General features: G+C 31.1%; 15 protein-coding genes. 8 read left to right on the top strand and 7 right to left on the bottom strand.

Translation table 11 applies throughout. The annotated features are described in order from the left end of the window. Positions 1-2 precede the first annotated feature (2 nt). Both AABD74_RS02730 and AABD74_RS02725 read left to right on the top strand, forming a co-directional pair. Complete coding sequence (locus AABD74_RS02730; RefSeq protein WP_406844610.1) at positions 3-1,052, top strand: helix-turn-helix domain-containing protein; 1,050 nt, start codon at positions 3-5, stop codon at positions 1,050-1,052. Positions 1,053-1,167: 115 nt separating this feature from the next. Continuing rightward, the gene (locus AABD74_RS02725) at positions 1,168-3,567 is read left to right on the top strand and encodes a TonB-dependent receptor domain-containing protein (RefSeq protein WP_406844609.1); all 2,400 of its coding nucleotides are present in this window, start codon (positions 1,168-1,170) and stop codon (positions 3,565-3,567) included. Positions 3,568-3,922: 355 nt separating this feature from the next. On the opposite strand, the gene AABD74_RS02720 is transcribed toward AABD74_RS02725, so the two are convergent. The 4 genes from AABD74_RS02720 to AABD74_RS02705 all read right to left on the bottom strand — a co-directional run bounded on the left by AABD74_RS02720 (position 3,923) and on the right by AABD74_RS02705 (position 8,247). Continuing rightward, positions 3,923-6,109, bottom strand: a complete 2,187-nt coding sequence (locus AABD74_RS02720) for a peptidase domain-containing ABC transporter (RefSeq protein ID WP_232682561.1) — start codon at positions 6,107-6,109, stop codon at positions 3,923-3,925. Then, a complete protein-coding gene (locus AABD74_RS02715) occupies positions 6,109-6,630 on the bottom strand; it encodes a peroxiredoxin (protein ID WP_232682560.1) in 522 nt (173 codons plus the stop codon). The genes AABD74_RS02720 and AABD74_RS02715 overlap by 1 nt, the downstream gene beginning before the upstream one ends. Positions 6,631-6,795: 165 nt before the next feature. Then, positions 6,796-7,425: a hypothetical protein gene (locus AABD74_RS02710; protein WP_232682559.1), complete on the bottom strand. Its 630-nt coding sequence runs from the start codon at positions 7,423-7,425 to the stop codon at positions 6,796-6,798. A 579-nt stretch (positions 7,426-8,004) separates the two neighbouring features. After that, entirely contained in the window at positions 8,005-8,247 is a 243-nt protein-coding gene (locus tag AABD74_RS02705) for a hypothetical protein (protein ID WP_232682558.1), read from the bottom strand. A gap of 762 nt (positions 8,248-9,009) precedes the next feature. Between AABD74_RS02705 and AABD74_RS02700 the strand changes: the two genes are divergently transcribed. Further along, positions 9,010-9,363, top strand: a complete 354-nt coding sequence (locus tag AABD74_RS02700) for a helix-turn-helix domain-containing protein (protein ID WP_232682557.1) — start codon at positions 9,010-9,012, stop codon at positions 9,361-9,363. Positions 9,364-9,423: 60 nt separating this feature from the next. Here AABD74_RS02700 and AABD74_RS02695 read toward each other — a convergent pair whose 3' ends face one another. Together AABD74_RS02695 and AABD74_RS02690 are read right to left on the bottom strand one after the other, a co-directional pair. Further along, positions 9,424-10,683 (bottom strand): aspartate kinase, encoded by a 1,260-nt coding sequence (locus AABD74_RS02695; protein WP_232682556.1) that lies wholly within the window; start codon positions 10,681-10,683, stop codon positions 9,424-9,426. A 164-nt stretch (positions 10,684-10,847) separates the two neighbouring features. Continuing rightward, positions 10,848-11,342: a GNAT family N-acetyltransferase gene (locus AABD74_RS02690; protein ID WP_232682555.1), complete on the bottom strand. Its 495-nt coding sequence runs from the start codon at positions 11,340-11,342 to the stop codon at positions 10,848-10,850. 171 nt (positions 11,343-11,513) lie between these two features. Here AABD74_RS02690 and fbp point away from each other — a divergent pair, with 171 nt between their 5' ends. Further along, complete coding sequence (gene fbp / locus AABD74_RS02685) at positions 11,514-12,521, top strand: class 1 fructose-bisphosphatase (RefSeq protein ID WP_232682554.1); 1,008 nt, start codon at positions 11,514-11,516, stop codon at positions 12,519-12,521. A gap of 363 nt (positions 12,522-12,884) precedes the next feature. Here fbp and AABD74_RS02680 read toward each other — a convergent pair whose 3' ends face one another. Next, entirely contained in the window at positions 12,885-13,316 is a 432-nt protein-coding gene (locus tag AABD74_RS02680) for a TerB family tellurite resistance protein (protein ID WP_406844608.1), read from the bottom strand. A gap of 171 nt (positions 13,317-13,487) precedes the next feature. Between AABD74_RS02680 and AABD74_RS02675 the strand changes: the two genes are divergently transcribed. Genes AABD74_RS02675 through AABD74_RS02660 form a run of 4 tightly spaced genes read left to right on the top strand, consistent with a single transcriptional unit; the run spans position 13,488 to position 16,479 of the window. Beyond that, positions 13,488-14,081: a HupE/UreJ family protein gene (locus AABD74_RS02675; protein WP_232682552.1), complete on the top strand. Its 594-nt coding sequence runs from the start codon at positions 13,488-13,490 to the stop codon at positions 14,079-14,081. A 5-nt stretch (positions 14,082-14,086) separates the two neighbouring features. After that, the gene (locus AABD74_RS02670; protein WP_232682551.1) at positions 14,087-14,518 is read left to right on the top strand and encodes a dCMP deaminase family protein; all 432 of its coding nucleotides are present in this window, start codon (positions 14,087-14,089) and stop codon (positions 14,516-14,518) included. Further along, on the top strand, positions 14,518-16,095 hold the full coding sequence (locus AABD74_RS02665; RefSeq protein WP_406844607.1) for a S41 family peptidase: 1,578 nt from the start codon (positions 14,518-14,520) through the stop codon (positions 16,093-16,095). The genes AABD74_RS02670 and AABD74_RS02665 overlap by 1 nt, the downstream gene beginning before the upstream one ends. An 18-nt stretch (positions 16,096-16,113) precedes the next feature. Further along, on the top strand, positions 16,114-16,479 hold the full coding sequence (locus AABD74_RS02660) for a nuclear transport factor 2 family protein (protein WP_406844606.1): 366 nt from the start codon (positions 16,114-16,116) through the stop codon (positions 16,477-16,479). Positions 16,480-16,513: the final 34 nt, after the last annotated feature.

The following is a 16,513-nucleotide window of genomic DNA, read 5'->3' as shown; positions in this document are numbered from 1 at the left end:
ATATGAGTTTAGGTAAAGAAATATTATTCTTTTTTGGCGCTTTGGGCGCTTTCAACGGATTTATTCTAAGTCTGTATTTTTTGTTTTTTACCAAGAAAAAATACCTTTCTAATCTTTTTCTTGGGGCACTTTTATTCACTTTAAGTACCAGAATTGCTGTTACCGTTTTTGTCTATTTTAATAATAATCTGCACAAAAACTACTTACAAATTGGTCTTTCGGTTGGTTTATTAATCGGGTCGCTTTTATATTGTACTTTAAAATCAGGAATTCAGAATACGATTTCGCTAAATTGGAAATTGCATTTAGCCATTTGGATTCTCATTATTTTGATAATTGGTTTTATATTTCCATATCAAAATTATCCTGTTTTATGGAATGATTATTTTGTGGCTTTTATTTTCCTTCAATGGTTCACTTATATTTTTATTTCAGGTTTTGAAATCAGATTATTGCTGGAAAAAATAATACAGAATTACCAAAATACATTTCCGTCAGAAAGATGGTTCGGGACTATTTTCCTGGGAATTGCTTTAGTATTTATATCCTACTTTTTAGGATTTGTCAGAGTTCCGTTTGTTTCCTGTATTACGGGTGCGTTCGCCTTTACTTTTATTTTATACCTGATCATTTTGGTTCTTTTATACCGAACAAGAACCGATGATTTATTCCTGCTCAACATTCAAAAAGACAAAAAACTAAGCGAAGAAGAAGTGGTGATTTTGTCTCAAAAACTGGAAAAAGTAATGAACGAAAAAACATTATACAAAAATCCGAATTTGAGTTTAAAAGATTTATCTCAGGAAATAAATATCCCAAGCTATCAATTGTCGCAGTTTTTAAACAATAATTTAGGAAAGAATTTTACCAGTTTCGTAAATGAATTCAGAATCAATAATGCCTGCGAAATTATCACATCAAATGATAAACTAACTTTAGAATCTGTTGGTTATGATGTAGGTTTTAATTCTAAATCTACATTCTTTGCTGCCTTTAAAAAACATACCGGAACCACACCCTTAAATTACCAGATTCAGGCATTACAGCCATAAAACGGAGTATCAATTTATAAATTCGTACTCCTGATTTCGCTTTCGGTTACCTCGTTTCATGGTTTAGAGCTGACTTTTGTCTCTGCAAAAAGTCAAATCCTAATCCCTAAATTTTATGAGGTTTCTAATTCTGGTTTTCATTTATATCTATTTTTTCTTTTTTAATGCTGTCTTGTCAAATGCGCAGACCATTCAAAAAATTTCAGGCAAAGTTGTCAATCGAAATAACGAATTGATGATGGGGAACGTCTCTGTTCTGTCTGTTCGGGATTCTGTAATTATCAAACAGCAGGAGTTTTTAGACGGAGTTTTTCAATTATCAGATATCAATCAAAAAGAAATTATTCTAAAACTTACTTCGGCAGAATTTGCTGATAAGTTTATACGCTTAAATTATTCTGGTGCAGCAAACATAGATTTGGGTTCAATTATAGTTTCAGAAAATAACAATCAATTAAACGAAATAGTAGTAAAAAGCCAGCCGTCATTATTAAAATATGGTGCAAACGGAACTATCGATGTTAATGTTACGGGAACGGTTCTCGCAACAAGCAGTTCTGTCAATGAATTATTAGGCCGTGTTCCAAATGTGGTAGTTGCCGAAGGACAAATCAGCGTTCTGGGAAAAGGTGAAGCAATAATTTACCTAAACGGAATCTTGATTAATTATGAACGTTTTGCCGCAATTCCGGTTTCGCAGATTGCAAAAATTGAAGTGATTTCAAATCCGTCTTCAAAATACGATGCCGAAGGAAAAGCAGTTGTCAATATTATTACCAAACAAAATATTGAAAGCGGCATAATGGGATCAGCAAGTCAGCACATAACAGTTTCTAAATTTGCCGGAACAAGTACCAATACACTTTTTGATTTTAATTATTCAAAAGGGAGATTCTCCTTTATAACCAATTATGGCCTGCAATTAGGCAAAGGCCGTGAATTGTTGTACACCACGAGAACGCGCCCGAATCCTGATGAATATATGAGATCAGTTTTAACAACAGACTGGAGAAGGGAATATAATAATTACTCTAATTTTGGATTTGGACTGCAGTATACCTTTTCTCCAAAAAGTTATGTTTCATTAGCTTACAGCGGCAATATTGAAGATTTAGGCGGAGTTGTAGAAAGCAGAAATTCAATCGATAATAATTCAGGAAGTAATTTTTATGCCACAGATATTGCTAAAAATGATGTGCTGCTGAATCAGTTTGTAAACCTGAATTATAATTTGATAACAGACCCAAAAGGTTCGTCGTTGTTTATAGGAACGCAATATTCAAATTACAACGGAACGGTAAGAGATTTTATCGAAGAAAATAGTCTGGTTGATGAAAATAATATTCAAAAATATCTTAAAAACAATGTGGGAAGCACCATAAACATTGCAGCCGCACAAGCCGATTATTCGAAGAAAATAAAGGAAAACACCAAACTCGAAATGGGTGCAAAATATAGTTATGCAACCATAAAATCAGGAACAGATTTTTTAATTGCCAATGCTGATGATGTGAATTTTGAACTGGATGACGAGCTTTCGAGCGATTTTAAATACAACGAAAAAATTGCCGCGGCTTATTTTACTTTTGGAAGTACATTAGGCGAAAAAGTCAATTTTTCGGTAGGAGTAAGGACAGAAAGAACAAATTATGATTTGTATACAAATGCAAACGGAATTCAGAAATTTGAAAAAAGTTACGGGAGTTTTTTTCCAAACCTGCTTTTAAATTTTGATTTTTCTGAAGACTGGGAAGGACATTTTTCATATGTTTCCAGAATAACACGGCCAAGATATCAGGCATTGAATCCGTATGTTATTTATCAGGATCCGTTTACGACAATTGAAGGAAACCCTAATTTGCTTCCCGAAAAAGTCCACGCTTTTGAAATTGGAACAATGTATAAAAAGTTTGATTTTAAAATGGGCTATACTTATAAAATAGACCCGATTTCGGCAGCAGCTTTGCGCGGTGATACTCCAAACAGCTATATTTTGAGATCATTAAATTTAGAAAAAGAGCATACCTTTTTTACTTCGCTTTCAAGGTCATTCAATGTCAAATGGTGGAATTCTACCAATACCGTAAGTATGAATTTAACGAAAGCAATAGACAATTTTTATGAATACGCTATGGGACCGGTTAAGCCGCAGATCTATTTGTATTCGAATAATACATTTACAATTCCGGATCTTTTTAAAGTACAATTACTTGCCTGGTATTTAGGAAACAAAAGTTATGGCTTGCGAAGTGATAATTCCCGCTCAACAGTAACTTTAGGAATCGAAAGAAATTTTTTTAAAGATGCCTTAAAACTAAATTTTACGGCAAACGATATCTTTCACAAGTTCATGGTTTCGGGCGATTATGAAGTCGGGCAAACTCAAATATATTATCACCGAACGTATACTTCAAATTATTTTAAGCTAATTGCGACGTACAGTTTCGGGAATTCAAAAAAAACAACTTATAAAAAATCTGAAATTGAGCAGTCAGAGAATAATAGGGCGAGGTAAATAAATTGCACGCAGATTAAACTGATTTACACAGATTTTATTTTTATACATATCTATTTGTCATCCTGAGCGAAGTCGAAGGAACGAAAGAAGCTCGACAATCTAAAGTTAATGCTTTTTGTGACTTTGATTGTTAGAGAATAATAGGGTGAGGTAAAAATTTTAAATCAAGATTTGTTTTTTAATAACAAATACACTAGTATAATATTCAATATAAAAATCAAAACAAGTACCAATTGAATTCAAATTTCATCAAACTGAATGAATTTTTCATTATTAGAGATTAGTATCAATGTGCAAAAATATTAAAACGGAATAATTAATTTTAAATTTAGTTTTTTCATTGATGTTAAATTTAATAGTTTCTCAGCAGATTTGTTTCAATAGAATCGTCTTGTTCATTCCAGTACTTACTGTAAAAATTGTTTGTTTCCATTAATTTCTCATGATTCCCGGATTCCGTTATCGTTTTATTTTCTAAAATATAAATGCTATCGGCTATATTTTTGAGTTTATTTAAGCGATGCGAAATAAATAAAACAGCACAATCCTGTTTTATTTTTTGAAGTAACGTCATTGTAAAATTCTCAGTATTTCGATCCATTGCAGAAGTTGCTTCATCCAGAATTAAAAATTGTGGTTTTTTATATAATGCCCGAGCAAAAGCAATAAGCTGCTTTTGTCCCCCGCTTAAATTGACTCCCTCTTCTCCAAGAATGGTCATTAATCCTTGTGGTAGTTGATTGAAATAAATATCAAAACCATATTCAGTAGTAAAGGTTAAAATGTTTTCAGCAGTTTCACTTTCTCCAAGTAGAATATTGTCAATTACGTTTCCATTAAAAATTGTAATTTCCTGAGGAATTACACTTAATAAATCTCTATAGTTTTTAAGTCCAATTTTATGAAGTTCGTGTTTATTATTTACAATTATATTTCCATTTTCAAATGAATAAAAACGTTGCAAAATCTGCCCTAATGTGCTTTTTCCACTTCCACTTTCTCCAACAATGGCAGTAAGTTTTCCCTTTTCAACTGTAATATTTACATCATGAAAAAGTTCACTTCTCCCTGCAAACCTAAAAGAAAGGTTTTGAATCGAGATTTTCTCAATTTCAAAAATTTGAAGACCATTTTCATGTTCTTTTTCAATTGATGCAAATTCATACATTCTATTAAATGCAATTTTAGCCTCATTTATTGGAATTGAAATCAAAGCCAAATTTGCTATTGAAGGAAGTAATGAACCTGTGATTCCTAAAATTGCCATCAATTCACCAATTTTAATTTCTTTATTAAATACTTGTATAGAGGTGTAAATTAAAATACCAATAACGAATACTACATTAGCCAAACCAGATTGCCAGGAAAGAGTAATGTTGATTTTTCCGAGATTAACTATTTTTTCCTGATAATTGGCAAAAATATTTCGGTTTAACTTGTTGAAGATGCTTTGTTTATTGTCATTTTTTATAGTTGAAACTCCTTGAATACTATTAATGAAATTACTTTCATTATAAGCATAGCTCTGCATTATATCCTTTTGCGAATTTATGATTTTCTCGTTGTTTCGATAAATAATATAAAAATATATGGGCAGGCTTATAATTAAAATTATACCCAGTTTCCAGGAATATGTAAACAGGAAAATTAATGAAATGATTATAGACAAGACATCTATTATTAAAGAATTAGAAAGTGTTTTTATCACATTTTGTATACGCTGAGTATCATTTAATCTGGATACAAGTTCACCTGTTTGACGTGTATCAAAAAAAGGCTTTGGCAGCTGTAATAATGAAGAGAAAAAAATATTATTGATGCGATTATTAAAATCTTTCGATTGTTGTAATGTAAAATATTGCCTTAAAACAGATATTCCAACTCGTGCAAAGAGCAAAATAGCTAATAAGATAATGCCAGAAATTAATTTTTTTATATTGTTTGACGGGAGAATATCATCAATTAGTTTTTGAGAAAACAATGCCATTGCCAGCCCTAATCCGGTAACTAAAATACCAAGCAGAATAGAAATTGCAATTAATTTATAGTCGTCTTTTAATATATCTAAGAACCATTTCTTCTGATCATTTTGCTTTACTTTTTGAGTTATAAAATTGGTATTTGGTATTAGCGTCAAACAGGTCTTTGAAATCCATATTTTTTCTAATTCTTGCTCGGATAAATTGTAAATTCCTTTTCCCGGATCTCCAATTAAGAATCCTTCTTTTTCATTGTAACTATAACAAACAATATAATGTTGCAATTGGTTGATTATAGTATGTAAAATTAAGGGTTGCTTATGGTCAATCAGGGCTTGCATATCGGCTTTGCAGCCATCAGCCGTGAAACCTAATTGGTTTGCTGCCTGATACAAACCTAGCATTGTAGTTCCCTGCTTCGTTGTACCACTTAATTCTCTAATTTTTTCTACAGAGTCACTGCCTTTATAAAACTTTATAATTGATAATAAACTGGCTGCACCACAATCTGATTGATCGAGTTGTAATGTATGAGTTTTTTGGATGTGTTTTAAATTCATTATTCAGCATTCAATTTTTTAATCAAGATTTCTGGTTTTGTCTGCCCTTTTATTTTTTCAACTAGATTTTTATTTTTGTTGTACAGTACTAGGCTGGGTAGTGAATTTATATCAAATGTAGAAGCGAAAGTATTTTTGCTATCATATAGAAAATAAATATTATCATAATTAATTAGTTGATGATTTTGGGCAAATTTTTTAATTTGCTTGATGTTCTCAAATGAAATAAAGATGATTTGAATATTTTCAAACTTCTTTATGTTTTCATGTATCATTTGTGCTTCCTCGCTGCAATATTCACACTCTGTATTGAAATAAATAAAAATAGCTGGAGTTTCTGTCATTAAATTTTGATTGGTGAAAACTCCTCCTTTTATATTTTGATATAAAAAATTAGGAATCGTTTTTATATGCTTTTTTATTTCATTTTTATAAGTTATTTTATTGACAATCCTGTAACCTAAAAAAAGCAAAACACTAATAAATAATAGCGCAAGAATTATTTTTATTGGCTTTCTCATTGTTTTTGTTCTCTCTTTAGTAGTAAGGAAATTATGAAACAAGTCCCTGACAAAATTGAAATTAAAGTTTGAATAAATTCTGCACTATAAAAAAAATACCTAACGATATTTATAATAATAAAAAGGGTGCATATTAAAAGGAAAATTTTTCTGAGTAATGACATTTTAGGGATAATTAAGTGTAAAAAACATTACTGTGGTTACCCACAATAAGAGACTTGGTATATAACTTAGCGCAACGATTTTTAATCCATAATCTGCATTTGTATTGGTTAGTTTACCTATCTCATAACCTAGATAAATAATATAAAAGAGTTCAAATAGATTTAGAACTTGAAAAGGATAAATGAACCAGTTTTCTAAATCTTTATAACCTACAATGTTTAACGCTGAGAGTGGATAGAAATATTGAATATCTTCTAAAGTATAATAGGTTTGAAAAAAATAAAACCATATAATTTTAAAAATAGGTACTAATAAAAAGATAAATTCTGCTTTTAAAACAAAATTTAAAATGATAATAAATTTTAAATTTTTATTAGATAAAAATAAGCCAATATAAATAATGGAAGATATTGCTGAAGTTTTTAGTAATAGTAAAATTGGAAGAAAAATATAATTAATCCATTCCCACTTTTTTTGAATATCAATAATCTCCTTGACTTGTTTAATTGTGAATTGTTGAGAAAGAGAATTGTAAATTAATTCATAAAAAGGTATGGACTTTTTAAAAATTTCGCCAATTAAAATTGTTCCAATTGAAAGGATTAACCATTTTACGAATGGATATTTCATAAGTACGAACTGTTAAATAATAAGATCCATAATTGCTCTTAATAAATAATTAAAGGTTTAATATGGAATCCTCTATTGTATAAATGGTTTTAGAGATTAGTAAATAGGAAAAACTATTGTTAAATAATTTTATAAGTTTTATTTTGAATTTATCTTATTGCATAAACTATAAGCTCAATGCCAGTCATTCCCAGTGTAGAAATTATCATTTTTTTATTTTGGCACTATAAACTGAGAATAGAATGAGTATAATACCTAATGTGGTTACTATAACAGAAATAAGATCACCTTTAAAAAATATATAATTTAATAGTTGTAATAATATTACTGTAATGCATATAAATGCAAAATACTTTTTTTTCATTTTAAAATTTAATTAAAAAACAATACTAAAATAATCTCTGATTGTTCTTTTAATCTAAATAGTATTAATAATCTGAATTATACACTAAATGGAATATTAATTTAAATACTAAAATCTATGCTTGCAGTATTTTTTTCTTTTAAAAATAATCCATAGAAAGACTTAAAAATAATTATTCAAAAGAAAAATCAGAAATTATTCAATAAAATAATCAATTAGCAACTTCTCATCATTCCAAATACGTTTAATCCCATTCCCGCTCCCCAAATTACTAAACCAACACCACCAGTTACTGCTCCAATTGTCAATGCACCCAAAATTAATCCAGCTCCTGCAGCTACACAATCAATAGATCCACTACTACTATTTGTACTATTGTCATATGCAGTGGCATCCTTTAATTGTATATTAGCTCCTGCTAATAAATTCTCCATCTGATTTAATTCTAATTTTTTCATAGTTAAATAAATTTAGTTGTTAATATTTAATTTATAATTACCAAATTTATGATGAATCAAAAAAGAGTCTTAACCGAAAATCGGTTAATTAAAACCTAAATTCGAATAATTTTAATATTTTTTATGTTGTTAGATTTAGTTCTCAAAATATAATTCTTTAAAATATTTCATGTTCCAAAGAGGAATTATAAAAAGAAAAATATCATTCTTTTTAAGTACATTTTTTCTTGATAACCTATAATAATCTGTAAAAAGTCTATAGATGTAATAAAATACCATTAGTACAAAAAAAGCAATTGAATCTCCCTTCTTTGCAAAATAGTATAACAATGGGATTGGTAATAATATTTGAAAGTAATAAACAAGTAAATTTTTCATTTTGTATTGAAAATTTGGATAGAAATAATTTGGAAACACTGTATTTAATCCTAGTTGTTTTATTCTTGTTGAAATATTTTTGATATAAAAGATAAGATGTTGTACTGCGAATTATAATTGAAAAAAATTGACTTAATAATTTCATTCCAGTTTTGAACCCATTATTTATGATTTCATAAATTCCAAAGATTACGAAACATAGATACATCAAAATCAATATTATTATGATTGTTTTTTTAATGTTGGCATTATTAATTGTATTAAGTGATACCGTAAAATTATCACTTCTAAGGATTTATTTTTAGTCTAAAATCGGTTAATTAAAACCTAAATCTGAATAATTGTAAATTAAATCTTATATTTATATTTAAAAAAATATTAATCATGAATATTGTTGTAGGAAATAATTTAAAAATATTGCGTAAAGCCAAAAATATGTCACAAGAAGAGGTTGCAGATCATTTAAATATTTCGCAATCTGCTTATGCAAGGATGGAGCGGGGAGAAAGTACTTCTTGGGCAATTCATTTTAATAAAATCTGTCAGGTTTTTGAGATCAGTCCAGAAGAATTAGTTAAAAAGGAATTAGGTATTGCTGCTTATGAAAGTTTGATGAATCCAGATCGTCAAACGGAAATTGCAATGTTGGGTGTTTACAGAAAAATAATAAAGAAATATGAATTGGAAATTCAAGATTTAAAAACAATTATTAAATATTTGAATAAGGGTAAAAACTAAAAAGGCTTCACTATTAAGCGAAGCCTTTTCAAAATATATCTGAATTTTAATAATAAAGTATTAATTTAACTCTTTAGTCACGATCTGCATAGTTTCGCGGCTCACTTGTTTTAATAAAACCTCTTTGTTTTCTTCAACTGTTTGTGCAGCATTTTCTGTAAAGTGACGAATAGTATAAAGTGTTACATTTTCGCTGTAATCTACTTTGAATTTTTTAGAAAGAATCGCATTCAAATCATTAAAATTTCCAAATTTATCTTCTACACAGACAGAAAAACTAATCGCAGAGTTTTGAATCAGGTTTACTTTGATTTTAAATTCGTGGAATAATCCGAAAATCTCACTAATATTTTCTTCCATAATGAAAGAGAAATCAATAGACGAAAGTGAGATTAAAAGCTGTTCTCTCTTTACAATAAAACAAGGATATTGCGGCTCCAAATCAACACCTTTAGAAACGCAAGTTCCTTTTAATAACGGGTTGATAAATGATTTTACGTACAACGGAATTTCTTTTTTCTGTAACGGCTGTAATGTTTTTGGGTGAATAACCGTTGCTCCGTAAAACGCCAATTCGATTGCTTCACGATACGAAATTTGGTTTAACAAACTCGCATTTTCAAAATAACGAGGATCGGCATTCATAACACCCGGAACATCTTTCCAGATTGTTACACTTTCGGCATTTAAGCAGTAAGCAAAAATTCCTGCAGTATAATCTGAACCTTCCCGGCCTAAAGTAGTAGTAAAATTATTTTCATCGGCACCTAAAAATCCCTGAGTGATGTTTAATTGCTTTCTTGGTACATTTTTGCTAATATTTTGCTGTGTAGTTTCCCAGTCAACTTCGGCGTCTCTGTAATTTGCATTTGTTTTGATGAAATTACGAACATCAAGCCATTGCGTCTGAATTCCTCTGAAATTCATATAATGACTTAAAATATTAGTAGAAATCAATTCTCCAAAACTTACAACCTGATCGTAAACAAAATTGTAATTTGGGGATTTATTATGTGCCAAAAAATACTCTAATTCTGAAAACTGCTCATTAATTGCAGCAAAAACAGCATGTTTTTCATCATCAAATAAATCTAATAAAATTTGATTGTGATATTTTTTTATTTCTTGTACAGATGAATTCAGTTCTGCCGATTTATCAAAATAATTCTTGATTACAACCTCAAGAGCATTTGTGGTTTTCCCCATTGCTGAAACAACCAAAATCACATCTTCGTAACCCACTTTTTGTAAAACGTCGTATACGTTTTTAATTCCTTCAGCATCCTTTACTGATGCACCACCAAATTTAAATACTCTCATTTTTAATTTTAGATTTTTAATTTTAGATTTCAGATTGAATGAAATCTGGTATTTCTTTATATTTTTTTGCCACAGATTATAGGGATTAAAATGATTTTACAATCTGTGTCGGTTTGCCACGAATTTCACAAATTTCCACTAATTTAATTCGTGGCAAATAAAATTTATAATTTTTCTAAGAACGAATTAATTCCCGTTTCGTCCATTTGAACAACCTGCCAGCCATCAAGAATTCTCGCGCCAGAATTCTTATAAAAATTAACAGCTGGAGTATTCCAGTCTAAAACATTCCATTCAACTCTTCGAACATTGTCTCTTTTTCCCTGTTTCATTATTTCGGCATAAAGTGCAGATCCTAAACCGGTACCGCGCATTTTTTCCTTCACAATTAAATCTTCAAGATGTATTGTTTTTCCTTTCCAGGTCGAATAGCGGTAATAATATAATGCAATTCCAACTATTTCTTGTCCTGTTTCACTTTCGTTTGAATCAATCTCAGCTACAAAAACCTGAAAAAGAGGTTTTTCTCCAAATCCGTCACGTACTAAATCTTCCTCTGTAATGACAACGGCATCAGGTTCTTTTTCGAATATTGCCAGCTCCTGAATTAACCCCAAAACCGATTTCATGTCTTCAGGATTTCCTTTTCTAATATTCATATATTCCTATTATTAATCACTTATTAGCTAAAAATGTATTTTATTGTACGGTACTTTTTACTATTAATTAGCAAATATACAATAGTAGCAAACTAACAAAATAATTTTTAAATCATTCTCACAAAATAAGCGATATTTGTGACTTAAAATTAAAACTATAACGATATAGCAATGGAAGAACGCAATAAAACACTGGGAGAGTTTATTATTGAGAACCAAAAAGCATTTCAGTATTCGTCGGGAGAGCTTTCCCGGATTATCAACTCTATTCGTTTGGCAGCAAAGGTTGTCAATCATAAAGTAAACCAGGCTGGATTAGTGGATATTATTGGCGCCGCAGGCGAGCGAAATATTCAGGGAGAAGACCAGCAGAAATTAGATGTTTATGCAAACGAAGTATTTATCCAGACGTTAATAAACCGTGAGATTGTCTGTGGTATTGCTTCTGAAGAAAACGACGATTTTATAACTGTTCAGGGGAGCGACAACAGTCATAATAATAAGTACGTGATCTTAATGGATCCGCTTGACGGATCTTCAAACATTGATGTAAATGTTTCTGTGGGAAGTATTTTTTCTGTTTTTAGAAGAATTACACCAATAGGAACTCCGGTAACAAGCGAGGATTTTTTACAGCCGGGAATCAATCAGGTTGCAGCCGGATATGTAATTTATGGAACTTCGACAATGCTGGTTTATACAACCGGATATGGCGTAAACGGATTTACATTGAATCCGGCAATTGGTACATTTTACCTTTCGCATCCTAATATGAAATTTCCAAAAGACGGAAGTATCTATTCAATAAACGAAGGAAACTATATCCATTTTCCGCAGGGAGTAAAAAATTACATCAAATATTGTCAGCGCGAAGAAGAAGACAGGCCGTATACTTCAAGATATATAGGAAGTTTAGTGGCTGATTTTCATCGAAATATGATTAAAGGCGGCATCTATCTTTATCCAACTAGTTCAAAAGCACCAAAAGGAAAATTACGTTTATTGTATGAATGTAATCCAATGGCATTTCTTGCAGAACAAGCCGGAGGAAAAGCAACAGATGGTTTTGGAAGAATTATGGAAATCCAGCCGACAGAACTGCACCAAAGAGTTCCGTTTTTCTGCGGGAGCTATAATATGGTAGAAAAAGCTGAGGAGTTTATGGCAACAGCGGAGTAAGTATTCAGTTTACTGTCACAGTCGCAGTTTTCAGATAAAGCAAACCCGACAGGTTTTTAAAACCTGTCGGGTTTAAAATTTTTCGTATTCTCACATGTCAACCGGACTAAAGTCCAGCCCTGCAATAGAGCCAAAGGCTCATCTAAAGTTCCAAAGGAACGAATTATATTGTAGGGCTGGACTTCAGTCCAGTTGAAATGAAGAAATGTATAACATTAATCATTTCGAAATTAAGCAAAACCAAATTTGCATTAAAAGTATGCTTTTGAATAAAAAAAGAAACCCGACAGATTTTAAAACCTGTCGGGTTTATATTTTAGTTAGAGTTCAATTTCAGGATCAGTTAAAACTGAACACTGAACACTATTTATTCATATTCTCCATTTCGAAAAGGAAAGTATCTAAGTCTACTTTTTTGTCAATTAAAGACAATGCTTTACTAATAATATAATTTACATTTCCTGGAGTAAAACCTAAAGCCAATCCCATACGGATTAACATAACTTCCTGCTGGTCTCCTAAATGATGGTCAACATGAATCATCCTAGCCAAATCATACAAACGCTCTAATCGCTGCGAGTATAAATACGGCGGATTTATTGGATATTTTAAAGGATTTGTAAGAATATCAGTATATTCTTCTTCTGAAATTTCTAATCTTGAAGCTAATTTGTCCAAAAAGTCTTTTTCTTCTGGACTTACTTTTCCGTCAGCAAACGCTACACGCACAATTGCAGAGAAATGACCTCTGTTTCTTTGTTTGAATTCGTTATCAAATAATTCTGAAAATGGCATAATTATAATAAGTTTTTATTGAACAAAGATAAATCTTATTTTAATTTAACAATTTTAAATTTCTCATAAATTTAACTTATTTTTACTTGTTGTTTTTAAGAATTCGCATCGTAAATTCTTCAAAATAAATCGTAAGTTTACAACCCCTAATCATTTAATAGTATTCCCTGTATGTCGCAATTTTGGATTTATTTTCAAATAGGATTAAAGCATGTATTAGATATCAACGCTTACGATCACGTTCTTTTTTTAATCGCCTTAACTGTTCCGTATTCTTTTAAAGACTGGAAACGTATTTTGCTTTTAGTTTCGGTTTTTACAATCGGTCACACATTAGCCCTGATACTGTCTGTTTTCGGAATAATTGCCATAAAAGTAAATATCGTTGAATTTTTAATCCCGATTACGATTTTGATCACGGCATTGTATCATCTTTTTACCGCAGGAAAAGCAGCTAAAAATGACGGCGTAAATGTGATATTTTTTGTGACTTTGTTCTTTGGAATTATACACGGACTTGGATTCTCAAACTATTTTAAAACGATTTTAGGAGGATCGCCAAGTTCAAAATTATTGCCTTTAGGAGAATTTGCTTTAGGAATCGAAGCCGCACAATTGGTAGTTGTTTTTGTAGTTTTGGTAATCTCTTATATAGTTCAGACAGTATTTCGTTTTTCAAAACGCGATTGGGCGCTTGTAATGTCGGCTTTTATTATTGGAGTTGTAATCCCAATGATTATTGAAAGTCCAATTTGGAACAGATAAAATAAATGGAAGTAAAAAAATTAAATAAATACGATAAAGCTTATTTGCGAATTGCTAAAGAATGGAGTTTATTATCCTACTGCAAGCGAAAACAAGTTGGAGCCATTATCGTAAAAGACAGAATGATCATTTCTGACGGCTACAACGGAACGCCATCGGGATTTGAAAATTGCTGCGAAGATGAAGAAGGATTAACTCGCTGGGATGTTTTGCACGCTGAGGCAAACGCAATCCTAAAAGTAGCCAGATCAACGCAGTCTTGTGAAGGTGCAACGTTGTACATAACGCTTTCACCTTGCAAAGAATGCAGTAAATTAATACATCAGTCCGGAATAAAAAGAGTGGTGTATAAAGATGGATATCGCGATGATTCGGGAATTCAGTTTTTAATAAAAGCGGGTATCGAAGTAGAACATATTCCTGTTTTAGAAGAATAATGAAATTTAACCCAAAATATCTGCCAATGATTATCGGGGCATCTCTTGCTCTCGGAATCGTAATGGGAAGTTTAACAAACGCTTCTACAGATGATCAGCTTTTGGCCAAAAATTACTCCAAAACCAAGCTGAATAAACTGATTGATTTTATCAATACTGAATATGTTGACAGTGTCAACACAGATTCGATTGTAAACCTTACAGTCGATAATATACTCTCAAAATTAGATCCGCATTCTGTTTATATTCCGCCAAGCGAACAAGCCGAAGTTGCCGAAAGTATGAAAGGCGATTTCGTTGGGATTGGGATCAATTTCTATATGTACAAAGATTCTGTTGCCATTATAAAACCAGTCGAAAACGGACCTTCTGCGAAAGCAGGATTAAAATCGGGCGATAGGATTTTATATGCCGGAAAAACTAAATTGTACGGAAGAAGATTGCCATCTGATAGTTTATTTTCTAAATTAAAAGGAATTAAAGGTTCTGAAATCGAATTGACTGTTTTTAGAAAATCAGAACAAAAGAAATTGAAGTTTAAAATTAAAAGAGATGTTATTCCGATAAAAAGCGTTGATGCTTCGTTATTAATTGGAAATAACACAGGTTACATCAAAATCAATCGTTTTGCTGAAACTACTTTTAATGAATTCAAAACGGGTTTAACACGTTTAAAACAAAAAGGAATTCAGTCGCTTGTAATTGACCTTCGCGATAATGGCGGCGGTTATATGGAAGAAGCGATTGCCATTGCCGATGAATTTTTAAAAGACAAACAGCTTATCGTTTTTACTAAAAATAAAAACGGAACTACTGAAAAGACTTATGCAACAAATGCCGGAAGTTTTGAAACCGGAAAAGTATATGTTTTAATTAATGAAAACAGTGCTTCTGCAAGTGAAATTTTGGCCGGAGCAATTCAGGACAGCGACCGCGGAACTATTGTGGGACGTCGCTCTTTCGGAAAAGGTTTAGTACAGCGTGAAATGGATTTTAACGATGGATCTGCCGTTCGTTTAACTGTTGCGAGATATTATACTCCAACCGGGAGATCAATTCAAAAACCTTATAAAAAAGGAAACGAAGAATATTTTAAAGAATCTGAATCAAGAATAAACTCTGGAGAGTTGTATGCAAAAGACAGCATAAAAGTGGCTGATTCTTTGAAATTTAAAACTCCGAAAGGTAAAATCGTTTACGGCGGAGGCGGAATCGTTCCGGATGTTTTTGTTCCGATGGAGGCAGAGCACGGAAACGAAAATGTTGCTTATTTACTTCAAACCGGAATCGTTGGTCATTTTGTTTTTGAAGAATTAGATAAAAACCGAAATGCTTTTGCAGGACTTAATTTTGCTGCGTTTTTAGAAAAAATGAAAAGTTCTGATGCTTATTTCAAAAAGTTTAAAAACTATATTTTAATGACAGGTTTAGATCTAAAATTAGACAAAACCAAAGCATTGGTAAACCGATATATCACTGCAGAATTTGCCCGTCAATTGTATGGCGAAATGTATTATTATGATGTTATTTTAAAAGACGATGCCATGATAAAAACAATTTTGAACCAAAAGAAGTAATCTTTAAATTCTAATGTGATGGAAAAAGATCTAATCGTGAATGCCGAAATTGAACTTTTAACCGCTGTTAAAAATGCAGATGTTTCTGTTTTAGAACAAATCCTTCACGATGATTTACTGTTCAATCTGCCAGATGGACAAACCATCACAAAAGAGTTTGATTTGAATTCCTATCGTTCAGGTAAAATGAAAATTGATTCTCTCGAAGCTTCAGATCAAATTGTAAATATTATAGATAATTTGGCAGTAGTTACCGTTTCGGTTTCATTAAATGGAACTTATGATAATAATCCCATTAATGGTGTTTTTAAATACATAAGAGTCTGGAAACAATTTGATGGACATTTAAAAGTTATTGCCGGAAGCTGTGTTCAGCTGGTATAAATCCTGAAAAGGAATTATAAAACAAAACTTAGCG

The organism is Flavobacterium soyae (genome assembly GCF_045348165.1).
GTDB classification, from domain to species: domain Bacteria; phylum Bacteroidota; class Bacteroidia; order Flavobacteriales; family Flavobacteriaceae; genus Flavobacterium; species Flavobacterium soyae.
The sequence above is the reverse complement of the archived record's forward strand: the minus strand, read 5'-3'. Positions and strand labels throughout refer to the sequence as shown.